Source organism: Ruegeria sp. AM7 (genome assembly GCF_056535965.1).
On the sequence record NZ_JBQFJE010000003.1, the window covers coordinates 3,295,319 to 3,318,321 of the forward strand.

At 58.7% G+C, this 23,003-nt stretch carries 19 protein-coding genes; 14 read left to right on the plus strand and 5 right to left on the minus strand.

What is annotated here, in order from left to right:
- Position 1 precedes the first annotated feature (1 nt).
- From ACR3EG_RS20370 to amaB, 7 genes are all read left to right on the plus strand, one after another.
- Positions 2–949 (plus strand): glutathione S-transferase family protein, encoded by a 948-nt coding sequence (locus ACR3EG_RS20370; RefSeq protein ID WP_480497937.1) that lies wholly within the window; start codon positions 2–4, stop codon positions 947–949.
- Positions 950–997: 48 nt separating this feature from the next.
- Positions 998–1,975, plus strand: coding sequence for an ABC transporter permease (locus ACR3EG_RS20375; protein ID WP_480497935.1), 978 nt, complete (start codon positions 998–1,000; stop codon positions 1,973–1,975).
- Entirely contained in the window at positions 1,972–2,922 is a 951-nt protein-coding gene (locus ACR3EG_RS20380; RefSeq protein WP_480497933.1) for an ABC transporter permease, read from the plus strand. Before ACR3EG_RS20375 ends, ACR3EG_RS20380 begins: the two co-directional genes overlap by 4 nt.
- Positions 2,923–2,926: 4 nt before the next feature.
- The gene (locus ACR3EG_RS20385; protein ID WP_480497931.1) at positions 2,927–4,636 is read left to right on the plus strand and encodes an ABC transporter ATP-binding protein; all 1,710 of its coding nucleotides are present in this window, start codon (positions 2,927–2,929) and stop codon (positions 4,634–4,636) included.
- A 198-nt stretch (positions 4,637–4,834) separates the two neighbouring features.
- On the plus strand, positions 4,835–6,010 hold the full coding sequence (locus tag ACR3EG_RS20390) for a 2-aminoethylphosphonate--pyruvate transaminase (protein WP_480497929.1): 1,176 nt from the start codon (positions 4,835–4,837) through the stop codon (positions 6,008–6,010).
- 113 nt (positions 6,011–6,123) lie between these two features.
- The gene (locus ACR3EG_RS20395; RefSeq protein WP_480497927.1) at positions 6,124–7,230 is read left to right on the plus strand and encodes a saccharopine dehydrogenase family protein; all 1,107 of its coding nucleotides are present in this window, start codon (positions 6,124–6,126) and stop codon (positions 7,228–7,230) included.
- An 18-nt stretch (positions 7,231–7,248) separates the two neighbouring features.
- The gene (amaB, locus tag ACR3EG_RS20400) at positions 7,249–8,745 is read left to right on the plus strand and encodes an L-piperidine-6-carboxylate dehydrogenase (RefSeq protein WP_480497924.1); all 1,497 of its coding nucleotides are present in this window, start codon (positions 7,249–7,251) and stop codon (positions 8,743–8,745) included.
- Positions 8,746–8,781: 36 nt separating this feature from the next.
- Here the strand turns inward: amaB and ACR3EG_RS20405 are convergent, their stop codons facing one another.
- The gene (locus tag ACR3EG_RS20405) at positions 8,782–10,359 is read right to left on the minus strand and encodes a DUF5928 domain-containing protein (protein ID WP_480497922.1); all 1,578 of its coding nucleotides are present in this window, start codon (positions 10,357–10,359) and stop codon (positions 8,782–8,784) included.
- 130 nt (positions 10,360–10,489) lie between these two features.
- Here ACR3EG_RS20405 and ACR3EG_RS20410 point away from each other — a divergent pair, with 130 nt between their 5' ends.
- Both ACR3EG_RS20410 and ACR3EG_RS20415 read left to right on the plus strand, forming a co-directional pair.
- Positions 10,490–11,308 (plus strand): sulfotransferase family protein, encoded by an 819-nt coding sequence (locus tag ACR3EG_RS20410; RefSeq protein WP_480497921.1) that lies wholly within the window; start codon positions 10,490–10,492, stop codon positions 11,306–11,308.
- Positions 11,309–11,523: 215 nt separating this feature from the next.
- Positions 11,524–12,144 carry a hypothetical protein gene (locus ACR3EG_RS20415; protein WP_480497919.1) on the plus strand — a complete coding sequence of 207 codons (621 nt, stop codon included), beginning with the start codon at positions 11,524–11,526 and terminating at the stop codon, positions 12,142–12,144.
- Positions 12,145–12,355: 211 nt separating this feature from the next.
- Here the strand turns inward: ACR3EG_RS20415 and ilvD are convergent, their stop codons facing one another.
- Positions 12,356–14,188: a dihydroxy-acid dehydratase gene (ilvD, locus tag ACR3EG_RS20420; protein WP_480497917.1), complete on the minus strand. Its 1,833-nt coding sequence runs from the start codon at positions 14,186–14,188 to the stop codon at positions 12,356–12,358.
- A 107-nt stretch (positions 14,189–14,295) separates the two neighbouring features.
- On the opposite strand from ilvD, the gene ACR3EG_RS20425 reads away from it, so the two are divergent.
- The 3 genes from ACR3EG_RS20425 (at position 14,296) to ACR3EG_RS20435 (ending at position 16,962) form a co-directional block, all read left to right on the plus strand.
- The gene (locus ACR3EG_RS20425; RefSeq protein WP_480497995.1) at positions 14,296–14,841 is read left to right on the plus strand and encodes a helix-turn-helix domain-containing protein; all 546 of its coding nucleotides are present in this window, start codon (positions 14,296–14,298) and stop codon (positions 14,839–14,841) included.
- An 82-nt stretch (positions 14,842–14,923) separates the two neighbouring features.
- A complete protein-coding gene (gene sseA, locus ACR3EG_RS20430; protein WP_480497915.1) occupies positions 14,924–15,778 on the plus strand; it encodes a 3-mercaptopyruvate sulfurtransferase in 855 nt (284 codons plus the stop codon).
- Positions 15,778–16,962, plus strand: coding sequence for an amino acid aminotransferase (locus tag ACR3EG_RS20435; RefSeq protein ID WP_480497913.1), 1,185 nt, complete (start codon positions 15,778–15,780; stop codon positions 16,960–16,962). The genes sseA and ACR3EG_RS20435 overlap by 1 nt, the downstream gene beginning before the upstream one ends.
- 117 nt (positions 16,963–17,079) lie before the next feature.
- Here ACR3EG_RS20435 and ACR3EG_RS20440 read toward each other — a convergent pair whose 3' ends face one another.
- Positions 17,080–18,384 carry an ammonium transporter gene (locus ACR3EG_RS20440; RefSeq protein WP_480497911.1) on the minus strand — a complete coding sequence of 435 codons (1,305 nt, stop codon included), beginning with the start codon at positions 18,382–18,384 and terminating at the stop codon, positions 17,080–17,082.
- 32 nt (positions 18,385–18,416) lie between these two features.
- Entirely contained in the window at positions 18,417–18,755 is a 339-nt protein-coding gene (locus ACR3EG_RS20445; RefSeq protein WP_058273036.1) for a P-II family nitrogen regulator, read from the minus strand.
- Positions 18,756–19,013: 258 nt separating this feature from the next.
- Between ACR3EG_RS20445 and ACR3EG_RS20450 the strand changes: the two genes are divergently transcribed.
- The gene (locus tag ACR3EG_RS20450) at positions 19,014–21,200 is read left to right on the plus strand and encodes a transglycosylase domain-containing protein (protein WP_480497909.1); all 2,187 of its coding nucleotides are present in this window, start codon (positions 19,014–19,016) and stop codon (positions 21,198–21,200) included.
- A gap of 60 nt (positions 21,201–21,260) precedes the next feature.
- On the opposite strand, the gene leuB is transcribed toward ACR3EG_RS20450, so the two are convergent.
- Positions 21,261–22,364 (minus strand): 3-isopropylmalate dehydrogenase, encoded by a 1,104-nt coding sequence (gene leuB / locus ACR3EG_RS20455; RefSeq protein WP_480497907.1) that lies wholly within the window; start codon positions 22,362–22,364, stop codon positions 21,261–21,263.
- A gap of 91 nt (positions 22,365–22,455) precedes the next feature.
- Here leuB and ACR3EG_RS20460 point away from each other — a divergent pair, with 91 nt between their 5' ends.
- On the plus strand, positions 22,456–22,983 hold the full coding sequence (locus ACR3EG_RS20460) for a redoxin domain-containing protein (protein WP_170755330.1): 528 nt from the start codon (positions 22,456–22,458) through the stop codon (positions 22,981–22,983).
- Positions 22,984–23,003 lie beyond the last annotated feature (20 nt).

The window sequence follows — 23,003 nt, forward strand, 5'->3', positions numbered from 1 at the left end:
CATGGGCGTTATGATTGCCGGGGTCTACCACGTGGACGACCCCGCCCCCGACACATCGCTTGACGGCGCATACCGTCGTCAGGCGTCGTCCATCCGCAACGCTCTGCCCGACGGCCCGTACGGGCCGGGGCGGTTCCACCTGTATGCCGCGTGGAATTGCCCTTGGGCGCACCGGGTCCTGCTGACCCGCGCCGTCAAGGGGTTGGAAGATGTGATCACGATCGCCTATGCCCGTCCGCGCCGCACGCCGGACGGTTGGGTGTACGACACCGAAGGGGAATATGCCGACCCTCTATTCGGCGTCACCGCGCTGCATCAGGCTTATGAAAAGGTTGATCCTGCTTATACCGGCCGGGTTACCGTACCGTTACTGTGGGATCGCGCCGAAAACCGCGCGGTGTCGAATGAATCCGCCGATCTCGTGCGTATGCTTGGCACGTTGGAAGGCTATGGTCCAAATCTGGCCCCGCCAGACAAGCTGGATCAGATCGACGCCTGGAACGCCAAAATCTACCCGCGCCTGAACAATGGCGTCTATCGCGCTGGGTTCGCTCGCACGCAAGAGGCGTATGAAGCCGGTTTCCACGACGTCTTCGCCATGCTGGACGAGATCGAGGCGCATCTGGCCACTAATCGATACCTGTGCGGCGACGATCTGACCGAGGCCGACCTGCGCCTGTTCCCGACACTGGCGCGGTTCGATGTGGCCTATCACTATGCCTTCCGCTGCAATTTGCGGCGTCTGGTGGACTATCCGCATCTGTGGGGCTATGCGCGGGATTTGTATTCTCGACCGGAGATTGCCCGGACAGTGAAGCCCGATATCTACAAGGCCGGGTATTTCTCACCTTCCGAGCTGCGAAACCCGCTGGGGATCGTGCCGTTGGGGCCATTTGTCGACTGGAGCGCGCCTCAGGACCGGGCGGCGTTGTCCTCTGCGACATCTTGACCATTTGGTCGGCGCATGCGTAGAGAGGCAGATCAACGGGGAAACTAAATGTTCGCATATATCGTTCGAAGGATGTTCCAATCCGTGATCGTGCTTTTGGTCGTGGGTCTGGTCGCTTTTTCCATGTTCCGATTTGTCGGCGATCCGATCGACAACATGCTGGGGCAAGAGCGCACCCAGGCCGATATCGACCGGCTTAGGGGCGAGCTTGGGTTGGATAAGCCCTTCCCGGTCCAGTATTTCAAGTTCCTGCAAGGGGCCGTTCAGGGCAATTTTGGCGTCTCTTACCGCCAGGGTCGTCCGGTTTCGACCATCATCGCAGAACGTGCACCCGCGACGCTGGAACTGGCTTTTGTGTCGGGTTTCCTGGCCATTACGATGGGAATTGCGCTGGGCGTTTTCACCGCCATCCGACGACAAGGGATCGCGGCGAATGTGATTATGACCGTCAGTTTGATTGGGGTTTCGTTGCCGACCTTCCTGATCGGGATTTTGCTGATCTATGTCTTCTCGGTCGAACTTGACCTTCTTCCCAGCTTCGGGAGGGGCGAAACCGTTATGATTGGGAACTGGTCTACGGGCTTTTTGACGTCGTCGGGCCTTAAGGCGTTGATCCTTCCGGCAATCACGCTGGGCCTCTATCAGATGACGCTGATCATGCGGCTTGTGCGGTCCGAGATGCTGGAAGTGTTGCGCGCCGATTACGTTCGTTTTGCCCGTGCCCGCGGATTGTCGGATCGGGTGATCAATTTCCGCCACGCGCTGAAGAACACGCTGGTGCCGGTGATCACCATTACCGGTTTGCAACTGGGTTCGATCATTGCCTTCGCCATCATCACCGAGACGGTGTTCCAATGGCCGGGCGTCGGTCTGCTGTTCATCAACGCGATCCAGTTTGTCGATATCCCCGTCATGGCCGCTTATCTGATGCTGATTTCGGTCATGTTCGTGACGATCAACCTGATTGTCGATCTTCTTTACTATGCTATTGACCCGCGCCTGCGTGTCGACGCGAGGGCTACATGACCGATATTCTCGATACCCCCAAAGCGCCGGAAAAGTCGCGGTTCGCCAAGTTCTGGGACAGCGATTTCGCATGGTCTTTCCGGCATTCGCCTGTGGCTATTGTCGCGACTCTGGTTGTCGCCATACTTGTGCTTTCGGCGATCTTTGCGCCGCTGATAGCGCCCTATAATCCGTTCGACCCGTCCTCACTGAACCTGATGAACGGGTTCACGCCGCCCGGAACACCCAACGCCTTTACGCAGGAGACCTTCCTGCTGGGAACCGACGATCAGGGGCGCGACGTGTTCTCGACCATCCTGTACGGGATGCGCGTTTCCCTGTTCGTGGGCGCATCTGCCGTGCTGTTGGCCTTGATCATCGGCATCGTTCTTGGGCTGGTCGCGGCTTATTTCGGCGGCTGGATTGAAACGCTGATCATGCGGGTCGCCGATGTGCAGCTGACTTTCCCGGCCATTCTGGTCGCCATGTTGATCTTTGGTATCGCCAAAGGCGTCACCCCGCCGGAATACCGCGATGAGATGGCGATCTACGTCCTGATTGTCGCCATTGCGCTGTCTGACTGGGTCCAGTTTGCCCGTGTGGTGCGTGGTGCGGCGTTGGTCGAGAAAAACAAGGAATACGTCCAAGCCGCCCGTCTGATCGGGCGCGGATCCTTTCCGATCATGTTCCGTCACATCCTGCCCAATGTCCTCAGCCCGGTTCTTGTGATCGCCACGATCTCGCTGGCTTTGGCGATCATTGCCGAGGCGACCCTCAGCTTCCTCGGCGTGGGCGCCCCACCGACCCAGCCTTCTCTGGGGACACTGATCCGTATCGGGCAGGGCTTCCTGTTCTCGGGTGAGTGGTGGATTCTGTTCTTCCCGGCCTGCACCCTTCTGGCGTTGGCCTTGTCTGTGAACCTGCTGGGCGACTGGCTGCGCGACGCGCTGAACCCCAAGCTGCGGTGATTTCATGAGCCTTCTGACGATCAATGACCTGACGGTCGAATTCCCGACCCGCCGCCAACTGTTCACCGCCGTGGACCATGTGGACCTGTCGGTGGAACCCGGCGAAATCCACGGGCTTGTGGGTGAATCCGGGGCCGGTAAATCCACCATCGGTGCGGCCATCATGGGCCTTCTGGATCGCCCCGGACGTATCGCCAGCGGTACGATCAAGCTGCGCGGTGATCAGATCAGCGGTATCGACGCGGACGCAATGCGTGGGTTGCGTGGCAAAAAGATCTCGATGATCTTTCAGGATCCGCTGACCTCGCTGAACCCGCTCTTCACCGTGCGCGAGCAACTGGTCGAGACGATTCAGGCCCATCTGGGCGGCTCGGACGCCGAGGCCAACAAACGCGCGCGCGATCTGATCGACCGCGTGGGTATTCCCGACCCTGACACGCGGCTGGATCAATATCCGCACCAGTTCTCGGGCGGGATGCGGCAGCGTGTGGTGATCGCTCTGGCGTTGTGTACCGAGCCGGACGTGATCATCGCGGATGAACCGACGACGGCGCTGGACGTGTCCGTTCAGGCGCAGATTCTGGACCTGATCAAAGAGCTGGCGACCGAGCGGCAGGTAGGGGTCATCCTGATTACTCACGACATGGGCGTGATTGCCGACACCACCGACAAGGTGACGGTGATGTATGCGGGTAAAGTGGTCGAAAGCGGTCCTACGTCTCAGGTCATGGGCCAGCCGAGCCACGAATACACCAAGTCCCTGATCGCCGCCGTACCGCGCCCAACACTCAAACTGCATCGCTTTCCGCAGATCAGCTATGGCGGGCGCGAGACCCGCTTTGCGATCGAAGACATGGCCCGCCACTGGCCCAAGGTGGACAATGACACCAGCAAGCCGGTGTTTGAAATCCGTAACCTGACCAAGAAGTTCCTGCAAAAGCGCGGACTTCTGCCTTGGGACCGCACCTATTTCACGGCTGTGGACGATGTCAGCTTTGATATCCGCGCCGGTGAGGTGTTTGGAGTTGTGGGTGAATCCGGCTCGGGCAAGTCCACCGTCGCGCGGATGATTGCTGGGCTTTACCCTGTTGATGGCGGCACGATCACCTTCGAAGGGCAGACGGTCAGCGATCTGACCAACAAGGCCGCGCTGGATGCCTATCGCAAGAACATCCAGATGATCTTTCAGGACCCGTATTCTTCACTCAATCCCCGGATGCGGGTGGATGAGATTGTGGCAGAGCCAATCCGCCATCACAAGCTGATGGACGGTGCTGACATCAAGCGCCGTGTGGATGAGTTGTTGGATCAAGTTGGGCTGGGTCATGAGGCCGGGCTGAAGTATCCGCATGAATTCTCGGGCGGTCAGCGTCAGCGGATTTCCATTGCACGCGCGCTTGCCACGCAGCCCCGCTTTTTGATCTGTGACGAACCAACCAGCGCGCTGGACGTGTCTATTCAGGCCCAAATCCTGAACATCCTGAAGGATTTGCAGGAGCATCTGGGCCTGACCCTGCTGTTCATCAGCCATGACCTGCCGGTCGTGCGCCAGATGTGCGACCGGGTCGCCGTGATGAAACAGGGCAAGGTGGTTGAACTGCAAGAGACCAACGATCTGTTTGCCAATCCGCAGACTGAATATGCAAGCGAACTGCTGCGGCTGATGCCCAAACTGGACGATCTGTCCACCGAAGGGCTGAGCCCCGAGGCATGAACACCACAATCCGACCCGCCCGGTACATCAGACCCTGAAGGGTTTGTCGTGCCGCGGGGAGGTGTCGTGATGATAAATCACGTGTCAGATTTCTGACAGCGGGCATGTCATACAAAAAAGCTATGATGCATATCCTAAGGAAGTAATTCTCAATACAGTGACCGGGCCAAACCGCTTTTCAAAAAAAGGCCGTGCCCGATGACTTCCTTGCCCCTCCCGCAACTTGGTGAGCCTTACTTGCTGACACCGGGTCCTCTGACGACGTCATATACCGTGAAACAAGCGATGCTGCGCGACTGGGGTAGCTGGGATAGCGACTTCCGCGCCATGACAGCCGAACTGCGCGCGCGGCTGCTGAGCCTGCTGGGCGACGGGCACGATGCATATGATTGCGTTCCGATGCAGGGCTCGGGCAGTTTCGCGGTCGAGGCGATGCTGACCTCATTCATCCCGCAAGATGGCAAGGCGCTGGTGCTGGCCAACGGGGCCTATGGCAAACGGGCGGCGCAGACGCTGGACTATGCCGGGCGGGCTTGTGTTGTGTTGGACAAGGGCGACTATCTGCCGCCGCGTGGGGGCGAAGTGGCACAAATTCTGGCTGATGATCCGGCGATCACCCATGTGGTTGCAATCCATTGCGAGACCAGCTCAGGTATCCTGAACCCTCTGCACGAGATTTCACAGGCCACCGAAGCGGCGGGCCGCAAGCTGTTGATCGACAGTATGTCGGCTTTTGGTGCGATCCCGCTGTCCCCCAGCGAATATACGTTCGAGGCGATGGTTTCCTCGGCCAATAAATGTATCGAAGGCGTACCGGGTTTTGGTTTTGTGTTGGCCCGCAAAACGGCGCTGGCCTCGGCCAAGGGGAATTGCCCCTCGCTCAGTCTGGACCTGTACGCGCAATGGGACGCGATGGAGAAAACCGGTCAGTGGCGCTTTACCCCACCGACTCATGTGGTTGCCGCCTTTCTGCAAGCATTGAACGAACACGCGGCCGAGGGTGGCGTGGCCGGGCGCGGCGCGCGTTACGCAGAGAACCGCGATGTGATGGTCGCGGGGATGCGCGCGCTGGGGTTTGAAACCCTGCTGCCGGATGCGTGGTTGTCGCCCATCATCGTGACATTCTTTTGCCCTGCCGATCCGCGTTTCGAATTTACGCGGTTCTATGATCTGATGAAGGAACAAGGCTTTATCATCTATCCCGGCAAACTGACCGAGGTGGACAGTTTCCGCATCGGCTGCATTGGCCGCATGGATGCCGAGGTCATGCGCGCTGTTGTGGCGGCGGCGGATCATGCGCTGAAACAGATGGGGGTGCGTAGCGCCGCACCGCCTGCAGCGGCAATCGCTTCACGGATGGCGCAAGTCGGATAAATGACGGAAGTACCGTCAAAGTGACGAAATAATCGATATTTTCGTCAAGAATGCCCCTGCGGACCGAACAGCCGTGCCTTCATACTTTCCCAAAACGAAAGAGGAGGCGCGTTTTGAGCTGGAATATTTGTGTCATCGGAGCAGGCAAGATCGGTCAGATGATCGCTGCCCTGCTGAAATCATCATCCAACTACTCGGTCACAGTGGCCGACCGCGATCTGGCCGCGTTGTCGGTATTGAACCGGCAAGGTATTTCCACACGGCAGATTGACGTCGCCGATGCGGTGCAACTGACCAAGGGGTTGGATGGGTTCGACGCGGTGATCTCGGCCGCGCCTTTCTTTCTGACGCCGCAGATTGCCAAGGCGGCCAAGGATGCCGGTGCGCATTACTTTGACCTGACCGAGGATGTCGCCGCCACCAATGCCGTGCGTGATCTGGCCGAAGGCAGCGAAACCGCTTTCATGCCGCAATGTGGTCTGGCGCCGGGTTTTGTCGGCATCGCCGGGGCGGCGCTGGCGGCCGAGTTCGATACGCTGGACAGCCTGCATATGCGGGTAGGGGCGTTGCCTCTGTTCCCGACCAACGCGCTGAAATACAACCTGTCATGGTCCACCGATGGGCTGATTAACGAATACTGCAACCCTTGCGATGCGATCGTGAACGGCGCACGGGTCAAGACCGCCCCGCTGGAGGATTACGAGCGGATCGGCCATGACGGGGTGGAGTATGAGTGTTTCAACACCTCGGGTGGTTTAGGTACGCTGCCCGAAACGCTGGACGGCAAGGCGCGGGCGGTGTCCTATCGCTCGATCCGGTATCCCGGACATTGCGATATCCTGAAACTGTTGCTGAATGATCTGAGGCTGGAACGTCGGCGCGATCTGCTCAAGGACATTTTCGAGACCGCCCTTCCGCGTACGGATCAGGATGTGGTGCTGGTTTATTGCACTGCCAAAGGCCAGATCGACGGGGCACTGCGCGAGAAATCCCTGATCAACAAAAGCTATGCCCGCACCATCAACGGCCAGACTTGGAGTGCCATTCAAGTCACCACCGCCGCCGGTGTTCTGGGTGTGGTCGATCTGATGCGCACCGGCGCGTTGCCGGGGCAGGGCTTTGTCCGGCAGGAACAAGTGGTCCTGTCCGATTTCCTAAACACCGAATTTGGCCAGCTGTACCGCGCTGGCGATGCAACCCAACAACACAAGGCGGCCTGAGATATGAAAGACATCGTGATGACTGCGCAAACAACCCTCGCCAATCTGGACCTGACAGCGGCTGAGCTGACCGGCGGCTCGCTGGCCGTGCATTCGCCCATCGACGGCAGCCTGCTGGCCGAGGTGCATGAAACCCCGGCGGGCGACATGGAGACGGTTTTTGCCAATGCCAAAACTGCATTCAAAGCCTGGCGCACCGTGCCCGCCCCGCGCCGGGGCGAATTGATCCGCCTGCTGGGCGAAGAACTGCGCGCCGCCAAGGACGATCTGGGCGCGCTGGTCAGTTGGGAGGCGGGCAAGATCACCTCCGAAGGTTTGGGCGAAGTGCAAGAGATGATCGACATCTGCGACTTTGCCGTGGGCCTGTCGCGGCAACTATACGGTCTGACGATTGCGTCCGAGCGCCCCGGCCACCGGATGATGGAGACATGGCACCCGGCGGGGCCGGTCGGTGTGATCTCGGCCTTCAACTTCCCGGTTGCGGTGTGGTCGTGGAACGCGGCGATTGCGCTGGTCTGCGGCGATACGGTGATCTGGAAACCGTCGGAAAAGACGCCTCTGACCGCGATGGCCTGCCAGAAGATCTTTGAACGCGCGCTGGCCCGGTTTGGCGATGCGCCCGACCATCTGCTGCAAACGCTGATCGGCGGCGCTGAGCTGGGCGAGGCACTGGTGGCCAGTGAGAATGTGCCGGTGATCTCGGCTACGGGGTCCACCCGCATGGGCCGCGCGGTTGCCCCTGTGGTGGCACAGCGGTTCGGCAAGTGCATTCTGGAGCTGGGTGGCAATAACGCGATGATCGTCGGCCCCTCGGCCGATCTGGAAATGGCGGTGCGCGCAATTGTCTTCTCAGCCGTGGGAACTGCCGGTCAACGCTGCACCACGCTGCGCCGCCTGATCGTACATAACTCGATCCGTGAGGAACTGGTGGGTCGCCTGAAGAAAGCCTATGCTGGTCTGCCCATCGGCAACCCGCTGACCGAGGGCACTCTGATTGGCCCGCTGGTCGATGAGGCCTCGGGCTCGGCCATGACCGCCGCGTTGAAGGCTGCTGAGGCCCAAGGGGGCACCGTGTTCGGCGGCCAGCGCGTCACCGAGGGCGTGCCGGATGGCGTCTATATGCAACCCGCCATTGTCGAGATGCCCGGCCAGACAGCCACCGTAAAGACCGAGACCTTTGCGCCGATCCTCTATGTGATGGGCTATGATGAGTTCGACGAGGCCATCGAGATTCAGAACGACGTGCCACAAGGCCTGTCGTCTTGCGTATTCACCCTGAACATGCGCGAGGCTGAACAGTTCCTGACTGCAGCCGGATCGGATTGCGGAATCGCCAACGTCAATATCGGGCCGTCTGGGGCCGAGATCGGCGGAGCCTTTGGCGGCGAGAAAGAGACCGGCGGCGGGCGTGAAAGCGGATCGGACGCGTGGAAAGCCTATATGCGGCGGCAGACCAATACGGTGAATTACTCGGCTGAATTGCCTCTGGCACAGGGCGTGAAGTTCGACATCTGAACAAACAGCCCGGCGGCGCACAACAGCGCCGCCGGATCAATCCGCGAAAAGGTAATCCAGTTGCATGATCGCTTGCGCCTTTTCTTTCGATACACGCAGAAACCGGGCAACCGCAGTCTCGTTCTCGGCCCGTGAATTTGTCTCACTCAAGCGTGTGTATTCATCAAGTGCGGCGTTTCTGATCAATTCAGATTCATAGGCTAACGCATTGCGCAGCGTTGGCACTAATGGCGCAACAGTGTCCGCAGGACTGTCCGCCCCGGCCAATCCGACACGTCGGGCATGACCGATCAGGTAGTCGTCAGAATACTGACAGTCTATCTCTAACACATGGGTTTTGGCTTGATCGGCGCAGAAATCCTTGATGATGTCCAGGTTGGCCGGATCGACGCACAAGACCAGGGCATCACTTTCAAAGCTTTCAAACAGCATCCGCACGACGGCACGCCGGTGGCGCGACCGTTTCAACACTGTTGTTTCTATACCGCCCAAATCGGGTAATTGGGTATCATCTTCGTTGAACAGGTATTCGACGCAAGGAATATCCGTTTCCGAGGCGATTTGGTCGACAAGGCGCTTGGCGACATGCCACTTTTTGCACACGACCACGAACAGTTCGCGCTCGGACCCCAGAGTATTGCTGGCTTCCCAGAAGCGTTGCCCATGTCGGCGCCCAACACGGCCACGTCCTGTCAGAAAGCTATAGAGGTTGCGCCCTTCGTTCGAGATCGGGAAATCAACGCCATTGGTTGCATAAAGTCGGCCCAAACGTTCCTTCAACTCGTGAGCCTCGGGGCTGATTTTGCGGGCGAACAGGTAATCCTGACCCAACAACATGTCATAGTGATCGTTGTAAAACGTCACGGGCATCCCATAGTCCGAGAACATCAGGAAGGTAGGGGTGCGGTTGTCGATTTCTTCTTTTGGCACAAGATGGCGTACAAGCGTTTGAAAAAACGTCTCGTCCGGAATCCAGGTAGTTGAGAAAAACCGTTTCACGTCCGGCCTCTGGCGTAGGAACTCCAGTATCATCTCGATCGTGCGGCGGCGAAGGCACCACCATTGGCTGCCGATCATCACCTGAATATCCGCTGGAATCTCGCGGGTCAGGCCAAAGCGTTTCTGCAATTCGTATGAAGTGTAGAAAGGCCAGCTTTGCGTGCGTTCGTTGAAGAAATGGCGATAGATCAGCCGGTCTTCCTTCATCCCGGTTTTGATCCAGTTGCTTTCGAAGAAATCGTGGCTTTCCACGATATCCATGTCGCGCTCGGCCAGAAAACGATGCGTGTATTCCGCTGTCTTGATGGCCATGCAATCGCCGGACAGCATGTAGAAATGCGTGGCCCGGGGAAACGCATGCACCGCAGCCTGCAACGCGTACAGTGTCGCCTGAACCAGGGACCACTCCCCCCAACCGCACTTGATCCGCTTGGCGGCAAAGGTCACATTCGGATTGTCTTTCAGCACATCCTGTATGCGTTGAAACGCCACCGCATCGGCGCGGGCATCAAAGTGTATAGACATACAGTCACCGGCCGCAGTCAGCTGTTCGGCCTGCGCTATGATTGCGTCCGAATCTTTATGACACAGAAGGATATAGGCAATGCGCGCCATGTTGGTTCATTGTTTCCCATTTTCGCCCGGTGCCACCCGTGATACTGAGGATGAACGATTGAATAAACAGAATATTTTTGGTTTTTTGCAATGAAATGCGAGTGCGGCAAACCGTATAGGAGGCTTGCAGATGGGTTTTCCCGGAACATGGATGACCGAGAGTGAAAGCATGGTGTACCGTGTGGTACCGAAATGCGCCTGCTCGACCATCGGGCAAATCATGTATTATTCGGATCACGGCCAGTTTTTTGACGGTGACATCCATGACGCCAAGGATGGGATGCACAAATGGGCTTTTGACGGCAGTCAGGGGCCGATCTCGGATAATGTCCAGTCGCATGCGTCTTATGCGTTCACATGCGTGCGCAATCCATACACCCGGATTCTAAGTTCGTTTTTTGACAAGATCTGCGGGATTCAGCGGAACGGAAAACGGTATCGCGGGAATCTGGTACCGACGCTAATCTATAATTACGGGATCGAGGTCGGCGGGGATGATGGTAAGGGCGAGTTTGACCAGATCGCCAGCTTCCGCCGGTTCCTGCTATTCGCCCGCGATACGATTCGCTGGCGCAGGCCGATGGACCCCGACATTCACTGGTCGGCCATGTCGGGTCATGTCTCGACCTTTATCGTCAACGGCGGGCGGTATGATCGGATTTTCTGGACCGAAGCGTTCAATGACGGAATGCAGGATGTTCTGAACCACCTGGACACGCCGCACGGTGTGGACCTGTCCCAGATCCCGCGCTTCAACGAGTCCGAAGGTCACGGCCCCAAGCGGGCGCACCCGGTCGAGGATTATTTCGACGATCTGTCGATGCATCTGGTCTACGAAATCTACAAACAAGATTTCGAGCTTTTCAAATACGATTTCGAGAACCCTGCGAACAAAATGCCAACCGGCGCGATTGATCTGGACGAGGTCCACGCCAAATTGGGGGATTGAGGGGCTCTAGGTGCGTCGCGCAGAGGTGCATCTGCCTAGGGCAGGATTTGCAAGATAGTGTCTGCTTTGGGCCCACTGCGCCCTACTTGGCGCTCAACACAGATAACTGCTTTGGTGCGCTGTCAAACCTCTGAGTGCCAGCAACCAAAATTGCAAGTTGACCCATACTGCCCCAACATGCAGCTTAAAAAAACATTCAAAGTAGGAGAAAAAATGTGAAACCTCCTTTGACGACATTTTTCGCGACAACGGTCAAAGCAAGTCTGTTGCTCCTTGTTCCACAGGCTGCCTTATCTGATGAAGTCGGCAACTTAATTTCAAGCGCGTTGGAGCGGGCTTATGAAGGTTCCCGTTATGATGAGCTTGATGCATCTGTTGATCAATGCATTGTGAGATTCCACAGGCGCGACAGCGAAGGGTGCTCTCAGGGAAGAACAATTCAGGCGAATAGTTACTTCGTTGATCTGCGGCATCATGCTGCGACATATTTTGATAAGGATGCTCTAGAGGTCAACGGTGAGCGGCGGTTCCTCATTGAGCTTGAACCTATAGGCAAATGGACGATAAGAGCAGAAGAAATTGACCAAGAAAAAGATAAACTTCTAAGCTCGGCGCGCGCAAAACTTGGCTGGGGCCAACATGCGGCAATTGCCGCGAATGAGGAATATCTTTTGAAGAACAACGTCGAAAGTTTTCACTCACTCAGCACTGTCGAATATTGTCCAATGGGCCAATCTCAACGTCCATTTCTCAAGCCGATACAGCTTCAGGGGGAAAACGTAGATGATTTGGTGGAAGCTTTCAGGAAACTCATGGCCGATTGTAGCGCTATTTAGCCTGTTACTCTCAGCACAAGTTCTCGAATGACGTTCTTCATCAAAGAAAAATGGTGGTAGAAGCGCATTTTATCGCGCTGGCGCTGCAACAAACTAAGTAGGTTGGTTCAAAGGCGGATACAAACACCTTCCGACTTAACGGCGTTGTCCGCACAGCACGAAAAAACGGCCCACCGTATTGGTAGGCCGTTTTTGTTGCGCGGCGTCTAACTCAAACCTGACGCACAGCCCCTTTGGCCGCGCTTGTGGTCAGTTTGGCATAGGCTTTCAGCGCCGTGGAGACTTTGCGTTTGCGCGGGGCGGCGGGCTCCCAGCCTTTTTCGTCCTGCTCGGCGCGGCGGGTGGCCAGTTCTTCGTCCGAGACTGCCAGATGGATCGAGCGTTTGGGGATGTCGATCTCGATCTTGTCGCCCTGACGTACCAAGCCGATGACACCACCCTCGGCCGCCTCAGGCGAGACGTGGCCAATCGACAGACCCGAGGTGCCGCCCGAGAACCGCCCGTCGGTCAGCAAGGCGCAGGCTTTGCCCAGACCTTTGGATTTCAGGTATGAGGTCGGGTAAAGCATTTCCTGCATCCCCGGACCACCGCGCGGACCTTCGTAGCGGATGACGACCACGTCGCCCTCTTTCACCTTGCCGGTCAGGATGTCGTTCACCGCCTGATCCTGGCTTTCGCAGACATAGGCCGAGCCGGTGAAGGTCAAGCTGGCCGGGTCCACACCGGCGGTTTTCACGATACAGCCGTCGCGCGCGATATTGCCGAACAGAACGGCCAGACCGCCATCTTGGCTGAACGCGTGCTCCTTGGACCGGATCACGCCGCCCTCGCGGTCGGTGTCCAGTTCTTTGTACCGGTTGGACTGGCTGAATGCCTGCGTTGTGCGTACACCGCCGGGGGCCGCTTTGAACAGGTCTTGCGCCTTGGGGTTATTGGCAACCTTGATGTCCCAGTTGGCAATCGCCTCGCCCATTGTGCCGGAATGGACCGTTGCACAGTGATCGTGGAACAGACCAGCGCGGCTGAGTTCCCCGAGGATCGAGAAGATGCCACCGGCGCGGTGGACGTCCTCCATATGCACATTCTCGGTATTGGGCGCGACCTTGCACAGGCAGGGCACCTTGCGGCTGAGACGATCCATGTCGGACATGTCGAAATCCACGCCGCCCTCATGCGCGATGGCCAACAGGTGCAGCACGGTGTTGGTCGAGCCACCCATGGCGATATCCAGCGACATGGCGTTTTCGAACGCATCAAACGTGGCGATTTCGCGGGGCAGGAAGCCTTTTTCGTCGAGATCATAGTGGCGCTTGGTGATCTCGACGATGCGGCGACCGGCTTCAAGGAACAGCTCTTTGCGGTCCGAATGTGTGGCCAGCGTGGACCCGTTGCCCGGCAGCGCCAGACCCAGCGCCTCGGCCAGGCAGTTCATCGAGTTCGCGGTGAACATGCCCGAGCATGACCCGCAGGTGGGGCAGGCGTTTTCCTCGATATGCTGGACCTGTTCATCGGTGAATTTGTCATCAGCGGCTGCGACCATGGCGTCCACAAGGTCGATCTTTTTGGCGTCCAGGTCGGCGATGTCGATCTTGCCCGCCTCCATCGGCCCGCCTGAGACAAAGATCGCAGGGATATTCAGGCGCATGGCGGCCATCAGCATACCCGGCGTGATCTTGTCACAGTTCGAGATACAGACCATCGCATCGGCGCAATGTGCATTGACCATATATTCGACCGAATCCGCGATCACCTCGCGCGAGGGCAGCGAATACAGCATCCCGTCATGGCCCATGGCGATGCCGTCATCCACGGCGATCGTGTTGAACTCTTTGGCGACACCACCGGCCTTTTCAACCTCGCGCGCGACCATCTGGCCAAGGTCTTTCAGGTGAACGTGACCCGGCACAAATTGCGTGAACGAATTGACGATGGCGATGATAGGCTTGCCGAAATCGTCATCCCCCATACCGGTTGCGCGCCACAGGCCGCGGGCGCCGGCCATGTTGCGGCCATGAGTGGAGGTTCTGGATCGGTATAGTGGCATGACGCTGTGTCCCTGTTGCCTCGGGTTGCATGTCTTGGGGTTCGTACGTTATAGCGCACGTACCACATGTGCGCTATAACGCACAAGAGGATTCGAAAGATGGCAATATGGCTCCGGACGACATTACGCTGAAACTCCGCGATGTGCGCGCGGCCTCGGGGCTGAGCCTGTCCAAGGTGGCCGAGATGACAGGCGTCAGCAAAGCCATGCTGGGCCAGATCGAGCGCGGCGAATCCAGCCCAACCATCGCGACCCTTTGGAAGATCGCCAAAGGGTTCCAACTGCCGCTCAGCGCGCTGATAGGATCGTCGGTGTTGCGTGACCCAACGGATCAAAGCCTGTTTCGAACCGTGACTTTCCCCGGCAGCATCGAGGTCAAGATCGTCTTTCCCTATGATCCTGTTCTGGGTGCCGAGACCTTTCATGTCGATCTGGCTCCAAATCAGAGCCACGAATCCGCCGCCCACGCCGCAGGCGTTACCGAAGAGGTGTTCGTGCTGAACGGATCGCTAGAGATTCTGCGCGATGGCGAATGGGTGCCGCTGCAATCGGGGCAAGGGCTGCGCTTTGCCGCCGATCTGCCGCATGGCTATCGTGCTGGACCGCAGGGTGCCGCGTTTCTGAACATGCACCACTATGGGCAGGCCGGTTAAGCGGCCCGCTGCCCCCATCCAGTCTTGAACCTGCACCCCTGCGCGTATAGGGAAAACCCAAGCTCGCTTAGGGGAGGCTTTGATGCAGGACGATCCGAAAACCCTCGTTTCTACCGAATGGCTTGCGGCCCATATGAAAGACCCGGACCTGCGGGTTCTGGATGGGTCGTGGTATCTGCCTGCGCAGAACCGCGATGCCAAGGCCGAATATGACGCGGCCCATATCCCCGGTGCGCGGTTCTTTGATATTGATGAAATCTCCGACCGTCGCTCGGACCTGCCGCATATGGCGCCCCCGGTTGAAAAGTTCATGTCGCGGATGCGTGCGATGGGCGTGGGCGACGGCCATCAGGTCGTGGTCTATGACGGTGCCGGGCTGATGTCGGCGGCACGGGTCTGGTGGCTGTTCCGTCTGATGGGGCAAGAGAACGTCGCCGTGCTGGACGGTGGCTTTCCCAAATGGCAGGCCGAGGGCCGCGAGATCGAGGACCTGCCCCCCGTGATCCGTGACCGCCACATGACGGTGCGCGTGCAGAACCATCTGGTGCGGGATGTGACGCAGGTCTCGGCCGCTGCCAAGCTGAATGACCACGAAATCATCGACGCACGCGCGGCTGCGCGCTTTGCAGGCACTGCGCCCGAACCGCGTGAGGGGCTGCGCTCGGGCCATATTCCGGGTTCGCACAACGTACCTTTTGGCGAGTTATTGAACAAAAACGGCACGATGAAATCGCCTGAGGAGTGCCGCGCCGTGTTCGAGGCTGCTGGCGTTGACCTGACAAAACCCGCGATCACCACTTGCGGGTCGGGCGTGACCGCCGCGATCCTCAGCCTGGCGCTGGAACGCTTGGGCAAGAAAGACCATTCGCTTTATGACGGATCCTGGGCTGAATGGGGTGCCTTCCCGACCCTGCCCGTCGCAACCGGAGAGAACTGATGTTCGAGAACCTCAAACCGCAGCCTGCCGATAAAATCCTGGCGCTGATGCAGATGTACCGCGAAGACCCGCGCGATCAAAAGATCGACTTGGGTGTGGGCGTCTACAAGAATGCCGAAGGCGTGACCCCGGTGATGCGCGCCGTCAAGGCCGCCGAAAAGCGCATTCTGGAGGAACAGGAGAGCAAGGCTTACACGGGTCTGGCTGGTGATCCGGCCTATGCCGATGCGATGATTAACCTGATCCTTGGCGATGCCGTGCCGCGTGGCAACATCGCCGCCGTGGCGACCCCCGGCGGCACCGGTGCCTGTCGTCAGGCGTTCGAGATGATCCGCATGGCCAACCCCTCGGCCCGCGTCTTTGTGTCGAACCCAACATGGCCGAACCATCTGTCGATCCTGAACTATCTGGGGATGGAGACGGTTCCCTATCGGTACTTCGACGGTGAGACCCGTGGCGTTGATTTCGACGGTATGATCGCCGATCTGAAAACCGCCAAAGCAGGCGACGTCGTGCTGCTGCATGGCTGCTGCCACAACCCGACCGGGGCCAACCTGAACATGGTCCAGTGGCAAGAGGTGGTGAACGTTATCAACGAGCTGGGCCTCGTGGCGATGGTCGACATTGCCTATCAGGGCTTTGGTGACGGGCTTGAGGAAGACGCGCAGGCGACCCGTCTGGTAGCCTCATCCGTCAAGCGTTGCCTGATCGCGGCGTCCTGCTCTAAGAACTTCGGCGTTTATCGCGAACGGACTGGCTTGCTGATGGCGATCAGTGATGACGCAGCGCAAACGTCGCTGAACCAGTCGACGCTGGCCTTCCTGAACCGTCAGAACTATTCCTTCCCGCCCGACCATGGCGCGCGGGTTGTGACCACAATCCTGAATGACGACGCCCTGCGCGCCGACTGGGCGGCCGAGTTGGAAGAGGTCCGCCTGTCCATGCTGGGCCTGCGTCAGCAACTGGCCGATGAGCTGCAGCGCCTGACCGGATCAGACCGCTTTGGTTTTATCGCCCAGCACCGCGGCATGTTCTCGCGTCTGGGTGCAGCACCTGAATTGGTCGAGCAACTGCGCAACGATCACGGGATCTATATGGTGGGAGACAGCCGTTTGAATATCGCTGGTCTGAATGCGGCCACGGTTCCGATTCTGGCCAAGGCGATTGTCGACGTCGGCGTTTAAGCCTATCTGAAACGCATATCAAAGCCGCGCCCTAGGGTGCGGCTTTTTTTTGCCTGTATGATCCAAAGAAAAAGCCGGGCGCGAACGCCCGGCTTTGGTTTGGGTATCTCAGGGATATTAACCCTTCGAGAATTCCGGGTAGGCTTCCATGCCCAGCTCGGCCATGTCGAGACCGTTGATCTCGTCTTCTTCACTGACACGGATGCCAAGGGTGGTCTTCAGGATGACCCACAGGATCAGCGCGCCGACAAAGGTGAACACACCGTAAGCTGCGATGCCCAGCAGCTGAGTGCCCAACGAGGCTTCACCATAGAAGATCACGGCGATGGTGCCCCAGATACCGGCGAACAGGTGAACCGGGATCGCACCGACAACGTCGTCCAGCTTGAACTTGTCCAGCAGCGGAACCGCGAAGACCACGATGACACCGCCCACAGCGCCAATCCACAGCGCACCGAACAGGGTCGGGGCCAGCGGTTCAGCCGTGATCGAGACCAGACCGGCCAGCGCGCCGTTCAGCACCATGGTCAGGTCAGGCTTTTTGTACAGCAGTTGCGTCAGGATCAGCGCGGTTACGGCACCGGATGCAGCGGCCATGTTGGTGTTGGCAAAGATGCGTGACACGTCAGATACGTCACCCACGGTGCCCATCGCCAGCTGCGAGCCGCCGTTGAAGCCGAACCAACCCAGCCACAGGATGAACGTACCCAGGGTTGCCAGCGCCAGGTTCGAACCGGGCATCGGGTGGACTTTACCGTCTTTGTACTTGCCGATACGCGGGCCCAGAACGATCACGCCTGCCAGAGCTGCCCAGCCGCCGACAGAGTGTACAACGGTCGAACCAGCGAAGTCCGAGAAGCCAGCTTCAGACAGCCAGCCGCCGCCCCACTGCCACGAACCAGAGATCGGGTACAGGATGCCGGTCAGAACAACGACGAAGATCAGGAAGGGCCACAGCTTGATACGCTCGGCCACAGCACCCGATACGATCGAGGCGGTTGCGGCAACGAAGACCAGCTGGAAGAAGAAGTCCGATCCGATCGACGCATAATCCAGCGCCGCATCCGCAGACGCAATGCCAACCGGATCAAGAACGGTCTGACCACCAAGGGAGAAGAAGCCGTTAAAGTCGCCGGGATACATCGTGTTGAAGCCAACCAGCCAATACATGATAGCCGCAATCGAAAACAGCGCGATGTTTTTGATCATCTGCATGGCTACGTTCTTGGACCGCACCAGACCGCCTTCCAGCATGGCAAAGCCAGCCGCCATGAAGAAGACCAGGAAACCGGCCATCAGGAACAGCAGAGTGGTGAAGATATAGCCCACGTCCTCCATCGACGAAGGCGGGTCATTAGCGAAGGCGGCCGCAGGAAAGGCGACCAGCACAGCGGCTGTGGTGAGAATTCGGTTTAGTTTCATCTGATATCTGTCCTTTTACGGATGGGGGCGCCTTACAGCGCCTCTTCGTTCGTTTCCCCGGTCCGCACGCGCAGGGCCTGCTCGACATCAAGGACGAAAATCTTGCCGTCACCGATCTTGCCGGTCTTGGCGGTTTTGGTGATGGTTTCGACGATCTGGTCGGCCATCGTGGCGGGCACCACGATTTCCAGCTTGATCTTGGGTACGAAGTTCACGGCGTATTCGGCGCCACGGTAAATCTCGGTGTGACCGGACTGCGAGCCGAAGCCCTTGATTTCGGTCACCATCATGCCGCGCACACCGGCCTCGGTCAGTGCCTCGCGCACCTCCTCCAGCTTGAACGGCTTGATTGTCGCAATGATCAGTTTCACGTTGATCCCCTCTGCTTCCCGGTCTGTCCGGCTTGTTTGCACTCGCAGCAAAAAAGCCTGACTGGCCGCGTTTAGGAACGCCGAGAGCAGCCAAACGCTGGGGAAATTTGCGGCGAGGTGCACAATTTTTGCACAGAATGACGAAAACGCCTAAAAATTGTGCACAATAAGGAAGCGATTTACCTGAAATTCAGACCTCAACTTCATTGGTCGGGCAAGGTATGGTGGCTCAAAACGATAACCGGGCAGAGTTCGGAAATGACAGATTCCAGGCGTCGCAAATCCCCTTTGGTTGCGGACAAAAGATACCCGTCCAAGGGTCGTAAATCCAAGGCGACCAAGCGCACCGCGAAACCTGCGGGCAAGAAGGCTGTCGCACGCAAGACAACCACCCGAAAGTCCACCCGTAAGAAAACACGTAAGAAATCCGGTGGCAAAGGGGGCGGGATTTTCCGCCGCATGTTCCGTTGGCTCTGGCGTATGGTCTGGGGTGTGACCTGGCGCGTGGGGGCCGTGTGCGCGCTGTTGCTCGCGTTGGCGATCGGTGTTGTCTACACCTCACTGCCTGATGTTGATTCGCTGTTGGACGGACGCGCGCGGGGTTCCGTGACGATGCTGGACCGCGAGGGTAAGGTCTTTGCATGGCGCGGCGACCAATTCGGCGGCGTGATCACAGCAGATACCGTTTCACCGCATCTGAAACACGCGGTCATCGCAACCGAGGATAAACGGTTCTACCGTCATTTTGGTGTCAGCCCCCGTGGTGTGGCAAGTGCCGTGCGTATCAACCTTAGCGAGGGGCGGGGGCCGTTATCTGGTCATGGTGGCTCGACCATCACGCAGCAGACGGCCAAGTTGCTGTGTCTGGGTGTGCCCTATGATCCGGCCGAGTGGGAGTCAGAGGCCGCATACGAGTCCGATTGCCGACAAGGCTCGCTTTGGCGCAAGGCAAAAGAGGCCGTCTATGCGATGGCGATGGAGGTGAAATACTCCAAGGACGAGATTCTGACGATCTACCTCAATCGTGCTTTCCTTGGCGCCGGAGCCCGCGGGTTCGAAGCCGCCAGCCAGCGTTATTTCGGTATTTCAGCGGCCGAGGTTTCACCGTCCGAGGCGGCGATGCTGGCGGGCTTGCTGGTCGCCCCCACCCGCTATGCGCCGACCAATAACCTGCAACGATCGCAGGACCGGGCGCGGCTTGTTGTTGGTTTGATGGAGGATCAGGGGTACCTGTCCACCGCACAGGCCAGCGAGGCGCGCGCACGGCCCGCACAACTGTCCGAGGCAGCGGCTGCGCGTGCAGGCGGGTATTTCGCCGATTGGGTCATGGCCAGCGGACCCGAGTTCTTTACCCGAAACACCACTGAGGATGTGGTGATCCGCACAACTCTGGATCAGCGGCTGCAGAAGTCGGCGGAAGAAGCATTGCAATATATCTTTCAGGAAAAGGTGCGTGAAGGATCCAAGGCGCAGGCGGCGATTGTCGTGATGTCGGCTGACGGGGCGGTGCGTGCCATGGTGGGAGGGCGTAAGACCCGCGTATCAGGCGCGTTCAACCGTGCCACGCAGGCGCTGCGACAGACCGGGTCATCGTTCAAGCCGTTCGTCTATGCCACGGCGCTGGAACTGGGCTATTCGCCGCTGGATACGGTGGTGGACGAACCCTACTGCATCGATATTCCCGGTTCGGGACCATGGTGTCCCAAGAACTATACCAACAAGTTTTATGGCCGGGTGACATTGGCAGACGCACTGATGAACTCGCTGAATATCCCGGCGGTGAAGGTGGCCGAGATATCGGGGCTTGAAAACGTGCGCACTGTTGCCACCGGGTTTGGCATCGCAAACGACCTGGCCGAGGGGCCAGCTCTGGCGCTGGGCGCGTCCGAGAGCACGCTGATCGAGATGACGGGCGCTTATGCGGGTATCCTGAACGGCGGTTCGTCAGTCGAGCCTTATGGCCTGACTGAACTGAAGCTGTTGGGCGATGAGACGCCTGTCATGGTGACGACAACTGGTATCGGCGAGCGTGTGATCAACGATAAGGCGGCCAAGCAGCTGACCTGGATGATGGAGCGTGTGGTGTCCGAAGGGACCGGCGGGCGCGCGAAACTGCCGGGCTGGCAGGTGGCAGGCAAGACAGGTACAACGCAGGCCGCTCGGGATGCGTGGTTTATTGGCTTCACGGCGGACTACGTGGTTGGTGTATGGATGGGGTATGATGACAACACGCCACTGTCCGGCGTTACCGGAGGTGGTCTGCCCGCCGAGATATGGAAAGAAACAATGGTCCGCGTGACCGAGGGGATGACGCCCACACCGCTGCCGATGTTGGCACCGGACCCGCCCGTCAGGACCGCTCAGCCACAGCAACAGCGTCGTAAAAAGCAAACCGGTTTGGATCGGGCCATCAATAACCTGCTGAACAACATTTTCGGGAATTGACCGGCCAAAGAAAAAGGCGGCGCACCGGGCACCGCCTTAATTTGCCGTGGGCCGAGGGGATTAGACGCTTTCGTCCAGTGCCGCCAGAATCGCGTCACCCATCTCGGTGGTCGACACAGGCTGTACGCCTTCTTCGGCCAGCAGGTCAGCGGTGCGGACACCATCGGCCAGCACTTTTTCAATCGCGGCTTCCAGACGATCCGCCTCATCTCCTTGATCAAAGCTATAGCGCAGCGCCATAGCAAAGCTGAGGATACAGGCAATCGGGTTGGCCTTGCCCTGACCCGCGATATCGGGGGCCGAGCCATGCACGGGTTCATACATTGCCTTGGGACGACCATTGGCCATCGGTGCACCTAGCGAAGCAGAGGGTAGCATCCCAAGCGAACCGGTCAGCATCGCCGCGCAATCCGACAGGATATCGCCGAACAGGTTATCGGTGACGATCACGTCAAACTGCTTGGGCGCGCGCACCAACTGCATCGCGCCGTTGTCAGCATACATGTGTGTCAGCTCGACCTCGGGGTAATCCGCGGCCACACGATCCACGACCTCGCGCCACAGGATGCCCGATTCCATCACGTTGGCTTTTTCCATCGAGCACAGCTTTTTGTTCCGGCGCATCGCCAGTTCAAAGGCCGAGCGCGCAGCGCGTTCGATTTCGGATTCAGTATAGCGCTGGGTGTTGATGCCCACGCGTTCATTGCCTTCGTTGAAGATGCCGCGCGGTTCGCCGAAATAGACGCCCGAGGTCAGCTCGCGCACGATCATGATGTCCAGACCGGCTACGATGTCTTTCTTCAGCGACGAGAAATCCGACAGCGCGTCAAAGCACTGGGCCGGGCGCAGGTTGGAAAACAGGTCCATTTCCTTGCGCAGGCGCAGCAGGCCGCGCTCGGGTTTTACGCTGAAATCCAGATCATCGTATTTCGGGCCGCCCACGGCGCCCAGCAGAACCGCGTCCACCTCTTGTGCCTTGGCCATGGTTTCATCCGACAGGGGCTTGCCATGCGCGTCATAGGCGGCACCGCCGACCAGATCCTCGCTCACGTCAAAGTGAAGGCCGCGCTTATCGCCGAACCATCCGATGATTCTGCGCACTTCGGCCATAACTTCCGGGCCAATTCCGTCTCCGGGCAGGATGAGGAGCGAAGGGTTGGACATGAAGGATCTCCTTGCGTTTCGTCGCACAGGGCCTAGCGTCTGGACCCGAGCGGGTCAATGAGACGATCCAGCCAAATCACGAGGAAAACACATGTTAACACCGGGAAATCCTGTTCCAGGCCTGAAAATCGATACCGTCAGCCACGGAAGTTTCGATCTGGATGCCGATAAGGGTGAAAACGGCACGCTGGTGATTCAATATCGCGGGCTGCATTGCCCCATCTGCATCAAGCAAATGACCGAGGTTGAGGCCGCGCTGGACGATTTTGCCGCTCTGGGTGTCGAGGTGATCATGGTGACCACGGATACTGCTGAACGTGCTGCGGAAACTGCCGAAAAAGCAGGGGTGTCGCGTCTGCGTGTGGGTCACAGCCTGCCTTTGGCCGCCGCGCGTGAGGATTGGGGGCTGCAAATCTCAACCGCGCGCGAGGGCAGTACCGAGCCCGCGATGTTCGCCGAACCCGGCCATTTCTACATCGGGACAGACAGGACGTTATACTACGCGTGGCAGCAGACTACGCCGTTTGGCCGCCCGGCCATTTCTGATATCGTCGGCGGCCTGAAATTCACGTTAGGCAATGATTACCCGCCGCGTGGCACCTATACCGGCCCGCTCTGATTGAATTCTGTGACACAGCC